17 protein-coding genes and 1 pseudogene are annotated in these 15,587 nt (G+C 57.5%); 15 read left to right on the forward strand and 3 right to left on the reverse strand.

Translation table 11 applies throughout. The features are described from left to right. The first annotated feature begins 174 nt into the window (after positions 1–174). The 4 genes and pseudogenes from AC07YV_RS28515 to AC07YV_RS28530 form a co-directional block, all read left to right on the forward strand. A complete protein-coding gene (locus tag AC07YV_RS28515) occupies positions 175–1,206 on the forward strand; it encodes an SEL1-like repeat protein (protein WP_494990388.1) in 1,032 nt (343 codons plus the stop codon). Positions 1,207–1,289: 83 nt separating this feature from the next. Continuing rightward, positions 1,290–2,354, forward strand: coding sequence for an SEL1-like repeat protein (locus tag AC07YV_RS28520; RefSeq protein ID WP_102702632.1), 1,065 nt, complete (start codon positions 1,290–1,292; stop codon positions 2,352–2,354). A 71-nt stretch (positions 2,355–2,425) separates the two neighbouring features. Further along, entirely contained in the window at positions 2,426–3,490 is a 1,065-nt protein-coding gene (locus AC07YV_RS28525) for an SEL1-like repeat protein (protein WP_102702643.1), read from the forward strand. 30 nt (positions 3,491–3,520) lie between these two features. Then, a pseudogene (locus tag AC07YV_RS28530) lies at positions 3,521–3,613 on the forward strand (DUF2802 domain-containing protein); the annotation flags it as partial. Positions 3,614–3,804: 191 nt separating this feature from the next. Here the strand turns inward: AC07YV_RS28530 and AC07YV_RS28535 are convergent. Beyond that, positions 3,805–4,113 carry an EscU/YscU/HrcU family type III secretion system export apparatus switch protein gene (locus AC07YV_RS28535; protein WP_102702645.1) on the reverse strand — a complete coding sequence of 103 codons (309 nt, stop codon included), beginning with the start codon at positions 4,111–4,113 and terminating at the stop codon, positions 3,805–3,807. Between the two features lie 463 nt (positions 4,114–4,576). Here AC07YV_RS28535 and AC07YV_RS28540 point away from each other — a divergent pair, with 463 nt between their 5' ends. After that, positions 4,577–5,473 carry an EamA family transporter gene (locus AC07YV_RS28540; protein WP_102702633.1) on the forward strand — a complete coding sequence of 299 codons (897 nt, stop codon included), beginning with the start codon at positions 4,577–4,579 and terminating at the stop codon, positions 5,471–5,473. A 307-nt stretch (positions 5,474–5,780) separates the two neighbouring features. Here AC07YV_RS28540 and AC07YV_RS28545 read toward each other — a convergent pair whose 3' ends face one another. Together AC07YV_RS28545 and fliK are read right to left on the reverse strand one after the other, a co-directional pair. After that, positions 5,781–6,110, reverse strand: coding sequence for an EscU/YscU/HrcU family type III secretion system export apparatus switch protein (locus AC07YV_RS28545; RefSeq protein WP_102702634.1), 330 nt, complete (start codon positions 6,108–6,110; stop codon positions 5,781–5,783). Further along, entirely contained in the window at positions 6,107–7,681 is a 1,575-nt protein-coding gene (gene fliK / locus AC07YV_RS28550) for a flagellar hook-length control protein FliK (RefSeq protein ID WP_102702635.1), read from the reverse strand. Before fliK ends, AC07YV_RS28545 begins: the two co-directional genes overlap by 4 nt. Before the next feature lie 199 nt (positions 7,682–7,880). On the opposite strand from fliK, the gene ccmA reads away from it, so the two are divergent. From ccmA to AC07YV_RS28600, 10 genes are all read left to right on the forward strand, one after another. Beyond that, positions 7,881–8,516, forward strand: a complete 636-nt coding sequence (gene ccmA, locus AC07YV_RS28555; RefSeq protein WP_102702636.1) for a cytochrome c biogenesis heme-transporting ATPase CcmA — start codon at positions 7,881–7,883, stop codon at positions 8,514–8,516. Continuing rightward, complete coding sequence (gene ccmB, locus AC07YV_RS28560; protein WP_007980754.1) at positions 8,513–9,181, forward strand: heme exporter protein CcmB; 669 nt, start codon at positions 8,513–8,515, stop codon at positions 9,179–9,181. Before ccmA ends, ccmB begins: the two co-directional genes overlap by 4 nt. Positions 9,182–9,254: 73 nt before the next feature. Continuing rightward, positions 9,255–10,010 carry a heme ABC transporter permease gene (locus AC07YV_RS28565; protein WP_102702637.1) on the forward strand — a complete coding sequence of 252 codons (756 nt, stop codon included), beginning with the start codon at positions 9,255–9,257 and terminating at the stop codon, positions 10,008–10,010. After that, positions 10,007–10,183 carry a heme exporter protein CcmD gene (ccmD, locus tag AC07YV_RS28570; protein ID WP_007980758.1) on the forward strand — a complete coding sequence of 59 codons (177 nt, stop codon included), beginning with the start codon at positions 10,007–10,009 and terminating at the stop codon, positions 10,181–10,183. The genes AC07YV_RS28565 and ccmD overlap by 4 nt, the downstream gene beginning before the upstream one ends. Then, a complete protein-coding gene (gene ccmE / locus AC07YV_RS28575; RefSeq protein ID WP_102702638.1) occupies positions 10,180–10,635 on the forward strand; it encodes a cytochrome c maturation protein CcmE in 456 nt (151 codons plus the stop codon). Before ccmD ends, ccmE begins: the two co-directional genes overlap by 4 nt. 3 nt (positions 10,636–10,638) lie before the next feature. Then, complete coding sequence (locus AC07YV_RS28580) at positions 10,639–12,627, forward strand: heme lyase CcmF/NrfE family subunit (RefSeq protein ID WP_102702639.1); 1,989 nt, start codon at positions 10,639–10,641, stop codon at positions 12,625–12,627. Next, on the forward strand, positions 12,624–13,160 hold the full coding sequence (locus AC07YV_RS28585; protein ID WP_102702640.1) for a DsbE family thiol:disulfide interchange protein: 537 nt from the start codon (positions 12,624–12,626) through the stop codon (positions 13,158–13,160). The genes AC07YV_RS28580 and AC07YV_RS28585 overlap by 4 nt, the downstream gene beginning before the upstream one ends. Next, a complete protein-coding gene (locus tag AC07YV_RS28590) occupies positions 13,157–13,630 on the forward strand; it encodes a cytochrome c-type biogenesis protein (RefSeq protein WP_102702641.1) in 474 nt (157 codons plus the stop codon). Before AC07YV_RS28585 ends, AC07YV_RS28590 begins: the two co-directional genes overlap by 4 nt. Further along, positions 13,623–14,825 (forward strand): c-type cytochrome biogenesis protein CcmI, encoded by a 1,203-nt coding sequence (gene ccmI, locus AC07YV_RS28595; RefSeq protein ID WP_102702642.1) that lies wholly within the window; start codon positions 13,623–13,625, stop codon positions 14,823–14,825. The genes AC07YV_RS28590 and ccmI overlap by 8 nt, the downstream gene beginning before the upstream one ends. Positions 14,826–14,840: 15 nt before the next feature. After that, on the forward strand, positions 14,841–15,248 hold the full coding sequence (locus AC07YV_RS28600; protein ID WP_007980770.1) for a hypothetical protein: 408 nt from the start codon (positions 14,841–14,843) through the stop codon (positions 15,246–15,248). The last annotated feature ends 339 nt before the right edge of the window (positions 15,249–15,587 follow it).

The following is a 15,587-nucleotide window of genomic DNA, read 5'->3' on the forward strand; positions in this document are numbered from 1 at the left end:
AAGGGGAATGATATGAAGAGCGTATACGATAAATGGAAACAAATAGTTGGAAAAAACGATGAGCGAAGAGTGCGAGGCTTGCAAAGAAAAACTGTAATGGCTTCAAAGTCTCCGATCGCATCATTGGTTGAGTTTTTGCAAGAGAGTCCAGACAGGAAGAATTGGGACTAAGTGATGAAAGAACCATTTGTTATTTTGTTTTTGTGTTTTTCCATCTTGGGTTGTTCAAAAAAGGAAGAAAGTATGCCGGATGCCTCGCAGACAGACTTTGCCTACAGTAGATTGGAGTTTAAGTGCGTATATGAGCGCGATTCGTTGCCGGTGTTGAGTCCGGACGCGGACATCCTGTATCGGTATGGCCTTTACCTGGAAAAGCGTAAAGGGCAGAAGGATTACAACGAGATCGCCGGCTATTATCGTGTCGCGGCTGCACACGATCATTACAAGGCTGCGACCAATCTGCAGTTTCTACTGTCAACCGGACAAGCCCTCTCTCCTGATGCCAGTAAAGAGGTCATTGATCTGGCGGAATATTATGTTGCTCAAGGCATCCCGGGGGCTTATTACGATATGGCGCATTACCTGGAGTTGGGTTATGGCGTCAAACAGGATGTCGCGGCCTCCAGAGCCTATTTTCGGCGAGCGGCCGACTTGGGAAATCCGGACGCTCAGTATTACATAGGCAGGCTTCTGTCCTATGTACCCAATACGGCCGAAACGATGCTGGCGATGTACAAGTGTGCGATGGAGCAGGGTAATCGCTCGGCGGGAAGAAAATACGCAGTTTATTTGCAAGGTTCAGAGCTATACCAAGAAGCTCTACAAGGCTTCCAAATAGCAATTCGCAATGGCGATGACACCAGTGCTAGTCAACTGGCGAGTGCATTCGAGGGGCCGCCAGCGTCCGATGAACTGTACTACTTGGCTGTACAGCAAGATGATGAGCGCGTCGATCGATACAATAGAATCAGCGATTTCCTGACGCGACATGAACATCTTGGGGCAAAAATGCCCGATCTGGATGACATCGTCCCGCTCCCACCTGCGACCCTCCCTGAGTGGGACGGTACCTTCCAATGGAAGCGAGAGCGTGACTCGGCTGTACCCATCATTCCATCAGCAGAGCTGATCGAGAAACTCAGCGCGGAAAAGGGACTTGATCCCGCCACCGGCTTGCCGCTGCCAAAAACCACCGAGAATACCTAATCATTACCGTCGGGGTGCATCTGTTTGGCAGTGGGGAGAAAGTGAATTGATGATGTGTGAGTCATTAATTATCGAGTGAAGTTATGCATGGGAATTCAATAAGTAATCGGGTGGGGGCGAGTAAGCTACCGCTGGCATTGATCAGCTTCTTGATGATCATCGCCTGCTCAAAAAAGGAAGAGCAGATGCCTGATGCCGCGTCGGTGGGCTTTGCCTACAGTAGACTTGAGTTTAAGTGCGCATATGAGCGCGATTCGCTGCCTGTGTTGAAGCCGGACGCGGACATCCTGTATCGGTATGGCCTTTACCTGGAAAAGCGTAAAGGGCAGAAGGATTACGACGAGATCGCCCGCTATTATCGTATCGCGGCTGCACACGATCATTACAAGGCCGCGACCAATCTGCAATTTCTACTGTCAACCGGACAAGCCCGCTCTCCTGATGCCAGTAAAGAGGTCATTGATCTGGCGGAATATTATGTTGCTCAAGGCATCCCGGGGGCTTATTACAACATGGCGCATTACCTGGAGTTGGGTTATGGCGTCAAACAGGATGTCGCGGCCTCCAGAGCCTACTTTCGACGGGCGGCCGATCTGGGAAATCCGGACGCTCAGTATTACATAGGCAGGCTTCTGTCCTATGTACCCAATACGGCCGAAATCATGCTGGCGATGTACAAGTGTGCGATGGAGCAGGGTAATCGATCGGCAGGAAGAAAATACTCAATTTATTCGCAAGGATCAGGTGATTACAAAGACTCCTTGCAAGGCTATCAAATAGCAGTTCGGTATGGTGATGCCGCTAGTGCCAGTCGACTGGCTAGCGCGTTCGAGGGCCCCCCAGCGTCCGATGAGCTTTATTACTTGGCACTTGAGCAAGATACCGAACGCGTCGAACGATATAGAAAAATTAACTTATTTCTGCGACGTCACGAACATTTAGGGGCGAATATTCCCGACCTAGAAGACATCGTCCCACTCCCACCTGCAACCCTCCCTCAGTGGGACGGTACGTTCCAATGGAAACGAGAGCGTGACTCGGCTGTTCCCAACATTCCATCAGCAGAGTTGATCGACAAACTCAGCGCCGAAAAGGGACTTAATCCCGCCACCGGTTTGCCGCTGCCGAAGTCCGCCGGGAATACCTGACCATTGCATTCTGTTTGCTAGTTCGGAGGACGTGAATGGATGATGGGAAGTCATTAATGTCGAGTGAGGTTATGAAGGGACATTCAATAAATAATCGGGTGGGGGCGACTAAGTTACTACTGGCATTGTTCAGCTTCTTGATGATGATGGCCTGCTCGAAAAAAGAAGAGCAGATGCCTGATGCCGCGTCGGTGGACTTTGCCTACAGTAGACTTGATTTTAAGTGCGCATATGAGCGCGATTCGCTGCCTGTGTTGAAGCCGGACGCGGACATCCTGTATCGGTATGGCCTTTACCTGGAAAAGCGTAAAGGGCAGAAGGATTACAACGAAATTGCTCCTTACTATCGAATCGCGGCTGCACACGATCACTACAAGGCCGCGACCAATCTGCAATTTCTACTGTCAACCGGACAAGCCCGCTCTCCTGATGCCAGTAAAGAGGTCATTGATCTGGTGGAATATTATGTTGCTCAAGGCATCCCGGGGGCTTATTACGACATGGCGCATTACCTGGAGTTGGGTTATGGCGTCAAACAGGATGTCGCGGCCTCCAGAGCCTATTTTCGGCGGGCGGCCGACCTGGGAAATTCAGACGCTCAGTATTACATAGGCAGGCTTCTGTCCTATGTACCCAATACGGCCGATGTCATGCTGGCGATGTACAAGTGCGCAATGGAACAGGGTAATCGTTTGGCGGGAAGAAGTTACGCAAGTTACTCGAAGGTCTTAGGGGCTTACCAGGAGTCGCTCGAAGGTTACCAGTCTGCAACTCGAAACGGCGACGCAAACAGTGCTGGTAATCTGGTAAGTGCTTTCGCAGGCCCTCAGATGACTGATGAGCTTTACTACTTGGCTCTTCAACAAGATGATGTGCGTGTCGATCGATATAAACAAATTCGCCATTTCCTGAGACGCCACGAACACCTTGGAGCAAAAATCCCCGATCTGGATGACATCGTTCCACTCCCACCTGCGAACCTCCCTGAGTGGGACGGTACCTTCCAATGGAAACGAGAGCGTGACTCGGCTGTACCCATCATTCCATCAGCAGAGCTGATCGAGAAACTCAGCGCCGAAAAGGGACTTGATCCCGCCACCGGCTTGCCGCTGCTGAAATCCGTCGGGAGCCTCTAATAAATGCTGTCCCGGCACTAACTTCTCGCGATGGCGGGCATGGACGTAAGCATCGACGAACTGACCCAATCCTGCAGCTTGACCCAGGCCGAGGCGGAGTTGATGAGCAAGTTGCACAAGAACTGGTTACCTGTAGGAGCGAGCCTGCTCGCGATGGACGTCAACGAAAACGCGGGCATTCTGAATAAACGCGTCGCACTTGAGTCCATCGCGAGCAGGCTCGCTCCTACAATGGTTCGGAGTCGTTCACAAAATCCGGGGCCACCTCTGCCCCCTGTGGGAGCGGGCTTGCCCGCGATGGCGTCCTCGAAACTTCAATAATCATCCCCGCGTTCGGTGATGTCCTTCTCCACCATCAACGCATCCGGATCCTGCCCCGCCGGAAATTTCCCCTTCAAGCTCCACGCAAACGCAATGATCTCGGCAATCGTCAGATACAGCTCCTGCGGAATGCTGTCTTCCAGTTCCATGCGCGCCAGCAGCCTCACCAACTCGGCATTTTCATAGATTGGCACTTCGCAGTCGCGGGCGATCCGCAGGATTTCTTCCGCCAGTTCTTCGTCGCCCTTGGCGGTGAGGGTGGGGGCGATTTGCCAGATGATTATTCGAATAATGGATAAAATACGTCGCTTGAGTGTTGCAGAATGATTCAAAAATTTTCCTTTCCAGAGAAACCAAGTCCTACTTTAAGAAGTCCTGAATAGACCGTCGCGGCCAACTAAGTCCTACAGGATGAAGTATGAATATTCCTACATCTTAATCTGTGTTTTAAAGACTTGTTTGTTTTGACGGCAATGGGCTTGTCGTTTGTGCGTTGACAGGTGGAAACACAATTCTTTAAGTTTTGTTGGTAAGGGGTGTTCAAAAAGTAATCGATAAAGGAAAGGGTTGGATGAGAAGAATTTATATTCTGGGCGCTGGTCATATGGGTGGCGGCAGAAGAATGGGCGCGGATACAAAATCTTTTGGTGGATGAAGTAATGAATTGGACAAGGAAGGGTGAAGCCTTTTGCAGTATGCACGAGGATGGCAAAGTAATATGGTCGTATGAAATAGTTGAAATAACTTTGTGGGAAAGGTAGAGGGATGCTGCCTTCAAATAGAGGTCGACATTTTTTTATCGGCGCGCTCAGTGGGGTATTGGCGAACGTGCTATTGGGGTTGTCTTCAGTTTTTTGGAAGTATATTGGGTCGTTGAGTGCGTTGGCGTTGCTCAGCTATAGGGTTTACTTGTCTTTGCTGACGGTGTTTCTTGTCGTGTACGCTGGTCGGGAGCTAAGACCGCTTTTTGCTCAACTTAACATTAGGCTACTAATTTTACATGCCGTTGCAGCCATACTGATAGCGATCAATTGGGGGACGTTCATATGGGCATCTGTCCATGGTCGGGTACTTGAAAGCAGTCTCGGTTATCTGGTGGCGCCAATTTTAAGTATCGCGATGGGTATCGTTGTTTACAAAGAGCCAGTCACCGTGTTCAAAGCCGTGGCCGTGTTGATGATGCTGATCAGTGTGGTGGGTCTTTTCGTGTTGAGTAATGATCTTGATATAAGAGTTTATCTAGGTATCGGTCTGGCTTGGGGCTTTTATTCGTGCCTGAAAAAAATGACATCTTTGAATGTTTTTAGTGGCTTGTTGTTAGAATCTCTTGTGCTTTCTTTTTTTTGCATTTTGTTTTTTATATTTTCAGATCTCGGCATGGCGATTCCTAACGATTTTGGTTTGTGGCGCACGCTTCTTGTTTTTAGTTGTGGTGTTGTATCTATTATTCCGTTGGCGCTGTTTTCGTTTTCAGCTAAAAGACTTTCTGTAATGTCTATGGGGTTGTCCCAGTTTGTATTGCCACTCACGCAGTTTTTTGTGGCGACGATAATTTACAAGCAAACTGCTTCTCCAATAACTGTAATGGCTCTTTTAGTCGTAATCATTGGGCTATTAGTAGTTGTGTTCGAGCCAATTCTCAAAAAAACTGTGTTTTTGTAGTGGTGGAGGGCAAGATGAAGAATGAATACAAAGTCGTCGTAATTGGCCTGGGTGTTGTTGGAAGTGCTTCGCTTTGAATCAGTAAGTTTTCCCGGCGTTTTTTATGTTTCTGCATGCTCCGGGCATGGCTTTAAATTCGCGACGGGTTTGGGAGATGTGCTTGCGAGAGCCGCTTTAGAGGGTTTTCTTTCAGAGGAAGTGTCGATGTTTTACGCAGGCAGGTTTTCTGTTAGCAGTAAGTAATGGTATTCAATAGGTACGAGGGGGGATGTGCTGGTCTCCGTTGTTGAGTGTTTCTCAGCGTTGATCAATAGTCGTCCCCACGATTCGTCACATCCTTCTCCACCATCAACGCATCCGGATCCTGCCCCGCCGGAAACTTCCCCTTCAAACTCCACGCAAACGCAATGATCTCGGCAATCGTCAGATACAGCTCCTGCGGAATGCTGTCCCCCAGTTCCATGCGCGCCAGCAGCCTCACCAACTCGGCATTTTCGTAGATCGGCACTTCGCAGTCGCGGGCGATTCGCAGGATTTCTTCCGCCAGTTCTTCGTCGCCCTTGGCGGTGAGGGTGGGGGCGTGGGTGCCGTCGTATTTGAGGGCGATGGCTTGGCGTGGGGCGTTGGGGTTTTTCATGCGGTTTCGTCGACCCAGCGTTGTTCGAGGCGGGTTTGTGGGCCTTGGGGCGGTGTGCCGAGGTGGCAGTCCAGGTCACCGACGTTCAGGCCGGCGGAGAGCAGGCGGTCGCGCAGCCCGGCCAGGTTATTTTCGATCAGGCTGGCGGTGTAAGGCCGTTCTGCCCAGAGCTGGCTGGAGAGGGTGCCCTTGATCAGTTGCGCCTGGATTTGCAGCGGCCCCAAAGGCTCCATGGCGAAGGCCAGTTCGACTCGCCACAGCTGTTGCTTGGGTTCGCCTTGTTCGCGACGCTCCTTTGGCTGTTCTTTCTCGGGGGCGTCCTCGCGCTGGAACTTGACCTGCAAGGGCACGATGTCCTGCAGGTTGCGCATTGGGATTTCCATTTGCCAGGTGCTCATCAGTCGTCCATCGGCGGTGACACCGGTTTGTTCCAGGCTCGACAGCTGATGGCTTTGCAGGCGTGAAACCGCAGCGGCGGCCAGGCGAAGCAGGTGTTCGAGGTCGTTTTCACCCTCGGCACTTTGCAGCAGGCGGTCGGGCAGCGGGAAGCCGCCCGGGGTCGGTTTGGCACTGACCTGGCCGAGCATGCCCAGGGCATTGCGGACAAAATTCGGCATGGCCTGGGCCAGGGTGTTGGCGGCGATGATCGCGCCAAGGCTGGTGTTGGCCGGCAAGCCCTGGCTCAACTGCGCAACCAGTTTGAGCAGGTCGCCTTTCATGTCCGGCGCGAGTGTCGGGTTTAGCCCGTTCAGCAGTTTGCTTTCGAGAAACGCACCACTGCTGGCCAGCGCCAGGGCCAGGCCCTTGGGGGTGCTCAGTTGTTGGACATCCGGCAGGCCGGCGAGCAACCGGGCAGCGGCGCTGCGCAGTTCGGTGGAGGTCTGGTCCGAGGGCGCAAGGTTCTGCAGGAGTTTGAGCAAGCCGTCCAGCGAGCCTTGGCGGCTTTGCTGGTCGACCAGTTGCCGGGTGACCGCCAGTTGTTCCTGGCGGCTGCTCAGGGGTACGAATTTCAATGTCTGGCTGTCTTGTACCTGCGCGCTCAACAAGGTGCCGATGCGCAAGGGCTGCGGACTGTCGATGTTCAGGGTGCTGCCGCTCAACGCGGTGTTGAGCAGGCTCACCATCGAGCGAAACACCAGGGGCTGGCCGGGCTCTTGCGGCAGCACTTGCGAGGTCAGCACCTTGCCCTGCAGCAGGGTGCCAACGGGCAGTTGCGCGGTGTCGAGGCGGGTGAGGGTGGTGACGCTGGAGGCGATGGCCTGTTGCACCGTCACGGCCAGGTTGCCGGCCGAGGGCTGGCTGACGACCAGCGTGGTGCCCTGGGCCAGCGGTTGATTGCCGGTGGTCTGGACCGTGGTCTGACGGCCGCTGTCGAGGGTGACCTTGAGCAGCATCTGGAAAGTCTGGTCCGCCTGCTTGAGCGACAACACTTCGGCCTGGGCGGTTTGACCGACGCTGATCAGCCCCTCCACCGGCGTCAGCAACTTGAGCAACTCACCGCTGAGCACCTGCGGGCGTGAGGTCGCCGGGAGGGTCTGCGGTAGCGGGAGGATGTTCATTTCGCCTGTCATACGCGGTCACAACCTGAGGAAAATGCACTCTTTAGAGTAGGGCCTGGCATGTATAATGCCGCGCCGTTGTATCCAAAAATGGCGAAAACTTTGCAATTGTTTGACGCAGCTCTCTAGAACAAGACGTCATTGCATCTATGCTGCATCTCTTTAACGGCCGCGCCAGTGCCGACTTGAACCGTATAAGGCCCGTGAACCCTTGACCAGTCCTGTCCTGCAAACCGTTGCCCTTGCCTGTGAGCGAGACCTTCGGCTGCTCTTCGAAAATCTCGATTTGAGACTGGCCAGTGGCGAAATGATGCAAATCAGTGGCCCCAACGGCAGTGGCAAGACCAGCCTGTTGCGTCTGCTCTCGGGACTGATGCAGCCGACCGCCGGTCAAGTGCTGCTCAACGGTCAGCCGCTGAACGAGCAACGCGGCGAACTGGCGCGCAACCTGCTGTGGATCGGCCACGCGGCCGGGATCAAGGATTTGCTGACACCGGAAGAGAATCTGAGCTGGCTGTGTGCCTTGCATCATCCGGCGACCCATGAGGCGATCTGGCAGGCCCTGGCGGCGGTCGGGCTGCGCGGATTCGAGGATGTGCCTTGCCACACCCTGTCTGCCGGTCAACAGCGCCGCGTCGCGCTGGCGCGCCTGTACCTGGACAGCCCTGCGTTGTGGATCCTCGATGAACCCTTTACCGCCCTCGACAAGCAGGGCGTGGCGCAACTCGAAGAACACCTGGCCGGCCACTGCGAACGCGGCGGCATGGTGGTATTGACCACTCACCACACGCTGAGCCGGATGCCGGCCGGTTATCGCGACATCGATCTGGGGAGCTGGGCCGTATGAGTGTGTTCGGCCTGTTGGTCGCCCGCGAGGCGCGTCTGCTGTTTCGCCGTCCGGCGGAGCTGGCCAATCCGCTGGTGTTCTTTGCCATCGTCGTTTCGCTGTTCCCGCTGGCGGTCGGACCCGAGTCTCAATTGTTGCAAACCTTGTCTCCGGGGTTGGTCTGGGTGGCAGCACTTTTATCGGTCCTGCTCTCGCTGGACGGGCTTTTCCGCAGTGATTTCGAAGACGGATCCCTTGAACAGTGGGTCCTTTCGCCGCACCCCCTGGCTCTTCTGGTTTTGGCCAAAGTGCTGGCACACTGGGCTTTTTCCGGGCTGGCACTGGTTTTGCTGGCGCCCTTGCTGGCGCTGATGCTCGGTTTGCCTGCCGCCTGTCTGCCGGTGTTGCTGCTTTCGTTGCTGCTCGGTACACCGGTACTGAGCCTGCTCGGTGCAGTGGGTGCGGCGCTGACGGTCGGCTTGAAGCGCGGTGGCCTGTTGCTGGCCCTGCTGATTCTGCCGTTGTACATCCCGGTATTGATCCTTGGCAGTGGTGCCTTGCAGGCAGCCTTGCAGGGAATGCCGGCGACCGGTTATCTCCTGTGGCTTGGTAGCCTGACCGCGCTGGCGATAACCCTGACACCCTTTGCAATAGCTGCTGGCCTGAAGATCAGCGTCGGCGAATAATGAGGTCTGGTTAAAAAATGACCAGTAAAGACCCTGGCTCTTCAAAGAAAAGAGCAACCGTGATGGAAACAGTATGAACTGGACGTGGTTTCACAAGCTCGGCTCGCCCAAATGGTTTTACGGCATCAGCGGCAAAATGCTGCCCTGGCTGAGCGTCGCGGCGTTGCTGCTGATCAGCGTTGGCGTGGTCTGGGGCCTGGCCTTTGCGCCGCCTGACTATCAGCAGGGCAACAGCTTCCGCATCATCTATATCCACGTTCCGGCCGCCATGCTGGCGCAGTCCATCTACGTGATGCTGGCGGTGTGCGGCATCGTCGGGCTGGTGTGGAAGATGAAACTGGCCGACGTCGCCCTGCAGTGCGCGGCGCCCATCGGTGCGTGGATGACTGCCGTGGCGCTGGTCACCGGCGCGATCTGGGGTAAACCGACCTGGGGCTCGTGGTGGGTCTGGGATGCACGCCTGACGTCCATGCTTATCCTGCTTTTCCTGTACTTCGGTCTCATTGCGCTGGGCAACGCGATCAGCAATCGTGACAGCGCGGCCAAGGCCTGTGCGGTGCTGGCGATTGTCGGCGTGATCAACATCCCGATCATCAAGTACTCGGTGGAGTGGTGGAACACCCTGCACCAGGGCGCGACCTTCACCCTCACCGAAAAACCGGCAATGCCTGCCGAGATGTGGCTGCCTTTGCTGCTGACGGCGCTGGGTTTCTACTGTTTCTTCGGCGCGGTGCTGTTGCTGCGCATGCGTCTTGAAGTGCTCAAGCGCGAAGCCCGGGCCAGTTGGGTCAAGGCCGAAGTGGAAAACAGCCTGGAGATCGCTCGATGAGTTTTGCTTCATTCGGCGACTTCATCGCCATGGGTCATCATGGCCTGTATGTCTGGTCAGCCTATGGCATCTGCCTGGCGGTATTGGCCCTCAACGTGGCGGCGCCGATCCTGGCCCGCAAGCGGTATCTGCAACAAGAGGCGCGTCGTCTGCGCCGGGAGAACGGCAAGTGAATCCGCTGCGCAAAAAGCGTCTTATCATCATTCTCGCGATCCTGGTCGGGGTCGGCGCTGCCGTCGGCCTGGCCCTGAGCGCCCTGCAGCAGAACATCAACCTGTTTTACACACCGACCCAGATCGCCAACGGCGAAGCCCCTCATGACACGCGCATCCGCGCCGGTGGCATGGTCGAGGCCGGTTCCTTGCAACGTTCCGGCGACTCGCTGGACGTGAAGTTCGTCGTCACCGACTTCAACAAATCCGTGACCATCACCTATCGCGGCATCCTTCCGGACCTGTTCCGCGAAGGGCAGGGCATCGTCGCCCTGGGCAAGCTCAATGCCGAGGGCGTGGTGGTGGCCGATGAAGTGCTGGCCAAGCACGACGAGAAGTACATGCCGCCGGAAGTGACCAAGGCGTTGAAAGACAGCGGTCAATCGGCTCCAACGCCCGCGAAGGAGGGTTGATCCATGACATCCGGCATCTTTATTCCCGAGCTTGGCCATCTGGCGATGATCCTGGCCCTGTGCTTCGCCCTGGCCCAGGCCGTGGTGCCGCTGTTCGGTGCCTGGCGCGGTGACCGCCTGTGGATGAGCCTGGCCCAGCCGGCCGCGTGGGGGCAGTTCAGCTTTCTGCTGTTTGCCTTCGGTTGCCTGACCTACGCCTTCATGGTCGATGACTTCTCCGTGGCCTATGTGGCCAACAACTCCAACAGCGCCTTGCCGTGGTACTACAAGTTCAGCGCGGTGTGGGGTGCCCACGAAGGTTCCCTGCTGTTGTGGGCCTTGATTCTCGGTGGCTGGACCTTCGCGGTGTCGGTGTTCTCCCGGCAGTTGCCACAGGTCATGCTGGCCCGCGTGCTGGCGGTGATGGGCATGATCAGCACTGGTTTCCTGCTGTTCCTGATCATGACCTCCAATCCGTTCAAGCGCATCCTGCCGCAAATGCCCAGCGACGGTGCCGACCTCAACCCCTTGCTGCAAGACATCGGCCTGATCGTGCACCCGCCGATGCTGTACATGGGCTACGTCGGTTTCTCGGTGGCCTTCGCCTTCGCCATCGCCGCGCTGATGGGCGGTCGCCTGGATGCCGCGTGGGCGCGCTGGTCGCGTCCGTGGACGATCGTGGCCTGGGCCTTCCTCGGCATCGGCATCACCCTCGGCTCCTGGTGGGCGTACTACGAGCTCGGCTGGGGCGGCTGGTGGTTCTGGGACCCGGTGGAAAACGCCTCGTTCATGCCATGGCTGGTGGGTACCGCGCTGATTCACTCGCTGGCGGTCACGGAAAAACGTGGTGTGTTCAAGAGCTGGACGGTGTTGCTGGCCATCGCTGCGTTCTCGTTGAGCCTGCTGGGCACCTTCCTCGTGCGCTCCGGCGTGTTGACCTCGGTGCACGCCTTTGCCTCCGATCCGGAACGCGGCGTGTTCATCCTGATTTTCCTGCTGTTCGTGGTCGGCGGTTCATTGACGTTGTTCGCCCTGCGCGCGCCGGTGGTCAAGAGCCAGGTCGGCTTCAACCTCTGGTCCCGGGAAACTCTGCTGCTGGGCAACAACCTGGTGCTGGTGGTGGCCGCCTCGATGATCCTGCTGGGCACCTTGTACCCACTGATTCTCGATGCCATGACCGGCGCCAAGCTGTCGGTCGGCCCGCCGTACTTCAACGCGCTGTTCATTCCGTTGATGGCGTTGTTGATGGTGGTGATGGCGGTCGGCGTGATCGTGCGCTGGAAAGACACCCCGGTGAAATGGCTGCTGAGCATGCTGACGCCGGTATTGCTCGGCAGTGCAGCCATGGCCGTGGTGGCTGGCGTCGCGTACGGCGACTTCAACTGGGCAGTGCTCGCGACCTTCATGCTCGCCGCCTGGGTGCTGTTGGCCGGTGCGCGTGACATTGTCGACAAGACCCGCCACAAAGGCCTGATCAAAGGCCTGCCCACCCTGACCCGCAGCTACTGGGGCATGCAGATCGCACACCTGGGCATTGCCGTGTGTGCGCTGGGTGTCGTGCTGTCGAGTCAGAACAGTGCCGAGCGCGACCTGCGCCTGGCGCCGGGCGAGTCCATGGACCTGGCCGGTTATCACTTCATCTTCGAAGGCGCCAAGCACTTCGAAGGCCCGAACTTCACGTCCGACAAGGGCACCGTCCGGGTGATCCGCAACGGCAAGGAAATCAGCGTGCTGCATCCGGAAAAACGCCTGTACACCGTGCAGAACTCGGTGATGACCGAAGCGGGCATCGACGCCGGTTTCACCCGCGACCTCTATGTCGCCCTCGGTGAACCGCTGGGTAACGGCGCCTGGGCTGTGCGCGTACACGTCAAACCGTTCGTGCGCTGGATCTGGTTCGGTGGTTTGCTGACAGGCTTCGGTGGTTTGTTGGCGGCGCTGGATCGGCGTTATCGGGTCAAGGTCAAAAGCCGCGTGCGCGAAGCACTGGGCCTGTCGGGAGCCACTGCATGAAGCGTTGGTTGATGTTGTTGCCACTGGCGATTTTTCTGGTGGTTGCCGTGTTTCTCTACCGTGGGTTGTACCTGAATCCGGCCGAGTTGCCTTCGGCCATGATCAACAAGCCGTTCCCGGAGTTTTCCCTGCCGTCGGTGCAGGGCGACAAGACCCTGACCCGTGCCGACATTCTGGGCAAACCGGCGCTGGTCAACGTCTGGGGCACCTGGTGCATTTCCTGCCGGGTCGAGCACCCGGTGCTGAACAAGCTGGCCCAGCAGGGCGTGGTGATCTACGGCATCAACTACAAGGACGTCAACGCCGATGCCTTGAAGTGGCTGACGGACTTCCACAACCCGTATGCACTGGACATCCGTGACGACGAAGGCTCGCTGGGCCTGAACCTCGGTGTGTACGGCGCGCCGGAGACCTTCTTCATCGACGCCAAGGGCATCATCCGGGACAAGTTCGTCGGCGTGATCGACGAGCAGGTCTGGCGCGAAAAACTGGCGGGCAAGTACCAGGCGCTGGTCGACGAGGCCAAGCCATGAAGCGCTGGATTGCTGCCGCTGTCCTGGGCTTGAGCATGGCCGGTGTGGCTCACGCGGCCATCGACACCTATGAGTTTGCCAAGGAAGGTGACCGCGAGCGTTTCCGCGAACTGACCAAGGAGCTGCGTTGCCCCAAGTGCCAGAATCAGGACATCGCCGATTCCAATGCACCGATTGCCGCCGACCTGCGCAAAGAGATTTTCCGCATGCTCGGCGAAGGCAAGGACAACCAGCAGATCATCGACTTCATGGTCGACCGCTACGGTGACTTCGTCCGCTACAAACCTGCGTTGAACGCCAAGACTGCCTTGCTCTGGTTCGGCCCTGCCGGCCTGCTGCTGGGGGGTGTCGTGATCATCGCGGTGATCGTCCGTCGTCGTCGCGTGCAACGCGCCGGCACCCCGGGCTCGCTGTCTGCCGAGGAGCGCTCGCGCCTCGACCACCTGTTGGATAAAACCAAGAATGATTGATTTCTGGCTCGCTGCAGGTCTGCTGCTTCTGGTTGCCCTGAGTTTTCTGTTGATCCCGGTGCTGCGCAGCCGTCGTGCCCAGCGTGAAGAGGATCGTACCGCCTTGAACGTCGCGCTTTATCAGGAGCGCGTGGCTGAGTTGCAGACTCAGCAGGAAGAGGGCGTGCTCGATGCGGCGCAAATGGACGCCGGTCGCGCCGAAGCCGCCCGTGAGTTGCTGGCGGACACCGAAGGCGTCGACGCGCCGCGGGCGTCGCGACTGGGCAAACCCTTGCCGTTGCTGGCGGCGGTTCTGGTGCCGGTGCTGGGCCTGGGGCTGTACATGCATTACGGCGCCAGCGACAAGGTCGAACTGACCCGCGAATTCTCCCAGGCACCCAAGTCGATGGAAGAGATGACCCAACGCCTGGAGCGCGTGGTCGCCGCTCAACCGGATTCCGCCGAAGGCATGTACTTCCTCGGTCGCACCTACATGGCGCAGGATCGCCCGGCGGACGCGGCGAAGATGTTCGAGCGCACGGTGAACCTGGCCGGTCGTCAGCCCGAACTGCTCGGTCAATGGGCCCAGGCCCAGTACTTCGCCGATGGCAAGAAGTGGTCGGACAAGGTCCAGGCCCTGACCGACGAAGCGCTCAAGGCCGATCCGAAAGAAGTCACCAGCCTCGGCCTGCTCGGCATTGCTGCGTTTGAAGGCGAGCGTTATCAGGACGCCATCGATTACTGGAATCGCCTGTTGGCGCAGTTGCCGCCGGACGACCCGTCCCGGGAGGCGCTGCAAGGCGGGATCACCCGGGCCACGGAGAAACTGGTGGCCAGTGGTGGCAAGGTTGCGCAAGCACCGGCGGCCAAGACCGCGGCGTTGCTCAAGGTCAGCGTCGATCTGGCGGCGGAGCTCAAAACCAAGGTTCAGCCTGGCGACAGCGTGTTCATCTTCGCCCGTGCGGTCTCCGGTCCGCCGGCCCCGCTGGCGGTCAAGCGCATGACCGTGGCCGACCTGCCGGTGACCGTCGAGCTGAGTGATGCCGACGCGATGATGCCGCAATTGAAACTGTCGAACTTCCCTGAAGTCCAACTGGTTGCGCGCATTTCCCGTGCCGGCAAACCGACCGCCGGCGAGTGGATCGGTCGCAGCCAGCCTTTGGCCAGCAGCACCACCGCGCCGCAAACACTGACCATCGACAGCCCGGACAAATAACAGGAAAACGCTACCATGACCGCCATCGCTCGTATTGCCCTGCTCAGCGTCGTTTTGGGGTTAAGCGCTTGTGCGGTCCAGCGACCACCGGAGCAAACGGCTCCGCCGCCGATTCCGCGGTCGCAGCCCAGTCCTACGCCGTCGACGTCGCCGGTACCGAGCAAGCCGTCTGTTCCGGTAAAACCCTCCAAGCCGCTGCCACGCACGTCTGCCAGCTTTGCGCCACCACCGGGGGGCAATAGCCATTGGGATCCGAAGCTTGGGGTTTATGTGCTGGATGATCAGCCCAATACGTTTTATCGCCAGCGTACCTATTACCGCTGGGATAACGGCTGGAGCCGGTCGATCAGTCCGAAGGGGCCGTGGGAGGAGACTGATATTCACGGTGTACCGGGTGGGCTGGGACGGCAGTTCGGGCAGTAACGCACCAAGGCGACCTTCGGGTCGCTTTTTTGTGCCTGCCGAATGTGATTGCCGGGCTGATGCTGAACCCCTGTGGGAGCTGGCTTGCCAGCGATGGCGGCCTGACAGCCGACCGGTCTTTTGTTGACTGAGTACATATCCGTTTTTTAGGTAACGGCGGCTGGCGGTTTCGCCCTTACGGCGACTCACTTTTTTACAAGCGCCTAAAAAAGTAAGCAAAAAACGCTCGCCCCTTACGTACGGCCCCTCGCTGAGGCTCGGGGTTCCTTCGCTGCGGTATTCATCCGGGGGCATTGCCCTCCGGTCGGCTTCGCTTCGACCTACATGCAATGAGTTCGA

The organism is Pseudomonas sp. GW456-E7 (assembly GCF_059424105.1).

Bases quoted from the DNA above. Each gene is read 5' to 3' on its own strand.
- AC07YV_RS28515 (WP_494990388.1), top strand. From the start codon at position 175: ATGAAAGAACCATTTGTTATTTTGTTTTTGTGTTTTTCCATCTTGGGT.
- AC07YV_RS28520 (WP_102702632.1), top strand. From the start codon at position 1,290: ATGCATGGGAATTCAATAAGTAATCGGGTGGGGGCGAGTAAGCTACCG.
- AC07YV_RS28525 (WP_102702643.1), top strand. From the start codon at position 2,426: ATGAAGGGACATTCAATAAATAATCGGGTGGGGGCGACTAAGTTACTA.
- AC07YV_RS28540 (WP_102702633.1), top strand. From the start codon at position 4,577: ATGCTGCCTTCAAATAGAGGTCGACATTTTTTTATCGGCGCGCTCAGT.
- AC07YV_RS28545 (WP_102702634.1), bottom strand. From the start codon at position 6,110: ATGAAAAACCCCAACGCCCCACGCCAAGCCATCGCCCTCAAATACGAC.
- fliK (WP_102702635.1), bottom strand. From the start codon at position 7,681: ATGACAGGCGAAATGAACATCCTCCCGCTACCGCAGACCCTCCCGGCG.
- ccmB (WP_007980754.1), top strand. From the start codon at position 8,513: ATGAGTGTGTTCGGCCTGTTGGTCGCCCGCGAGGCGCGTCTGCTGTTT.
- AC07YV_RS28565 (WP_102702637.1), top strand. From the start codon at position 9,255: ATGAACTGGACGTGGTTTCACAAGCTCGGCTCGCCCAAATGGTTTTAC.
- ccmD (WP_007980758.1), top strand. From the start codon at position 10,007: ATGAGTTTTGCTTCATTCGGCGACTTCATCGCCATGGGTCATCATGGC.
- AC07YV_RS28580 (WP_102702639.1), top strand. From the start codon at position 10,639: ATGACATCCGGCATCTTTATTCCCGAGCTTGGCCATCTGGCGATGATC.
- AC07YV_RS28585 (WP_102702640.1), top strand. From the start codon at position 12,624: ATGAAGCGTTGGTTGATGTTGTTGCCACTGGCGATTTTTCTGGTGGTT.
- AC07YV_RS28590 (WP_102702641.1), top strand. From the start codon at position 13,157: ATGAAGCGCTGGATTGCTGCCGCTGTCCTGGGCTTGAGCATGGCCGGT.
- ccmI (WP_102702642.1), top strand. From the start codon at position 13,623: ATGATTGATTTCTGGCTCGCTGCAGGTCTGCTGCTTCTGGTTGCCCTG.
- AC07YV_RS28600 (WP_007980770.1), top strand. From the start codon at position 14,841: ATGACCGCCATCGCTCGTATTGCCCTGCTCAGCGTCGTTTTGGGGTTA.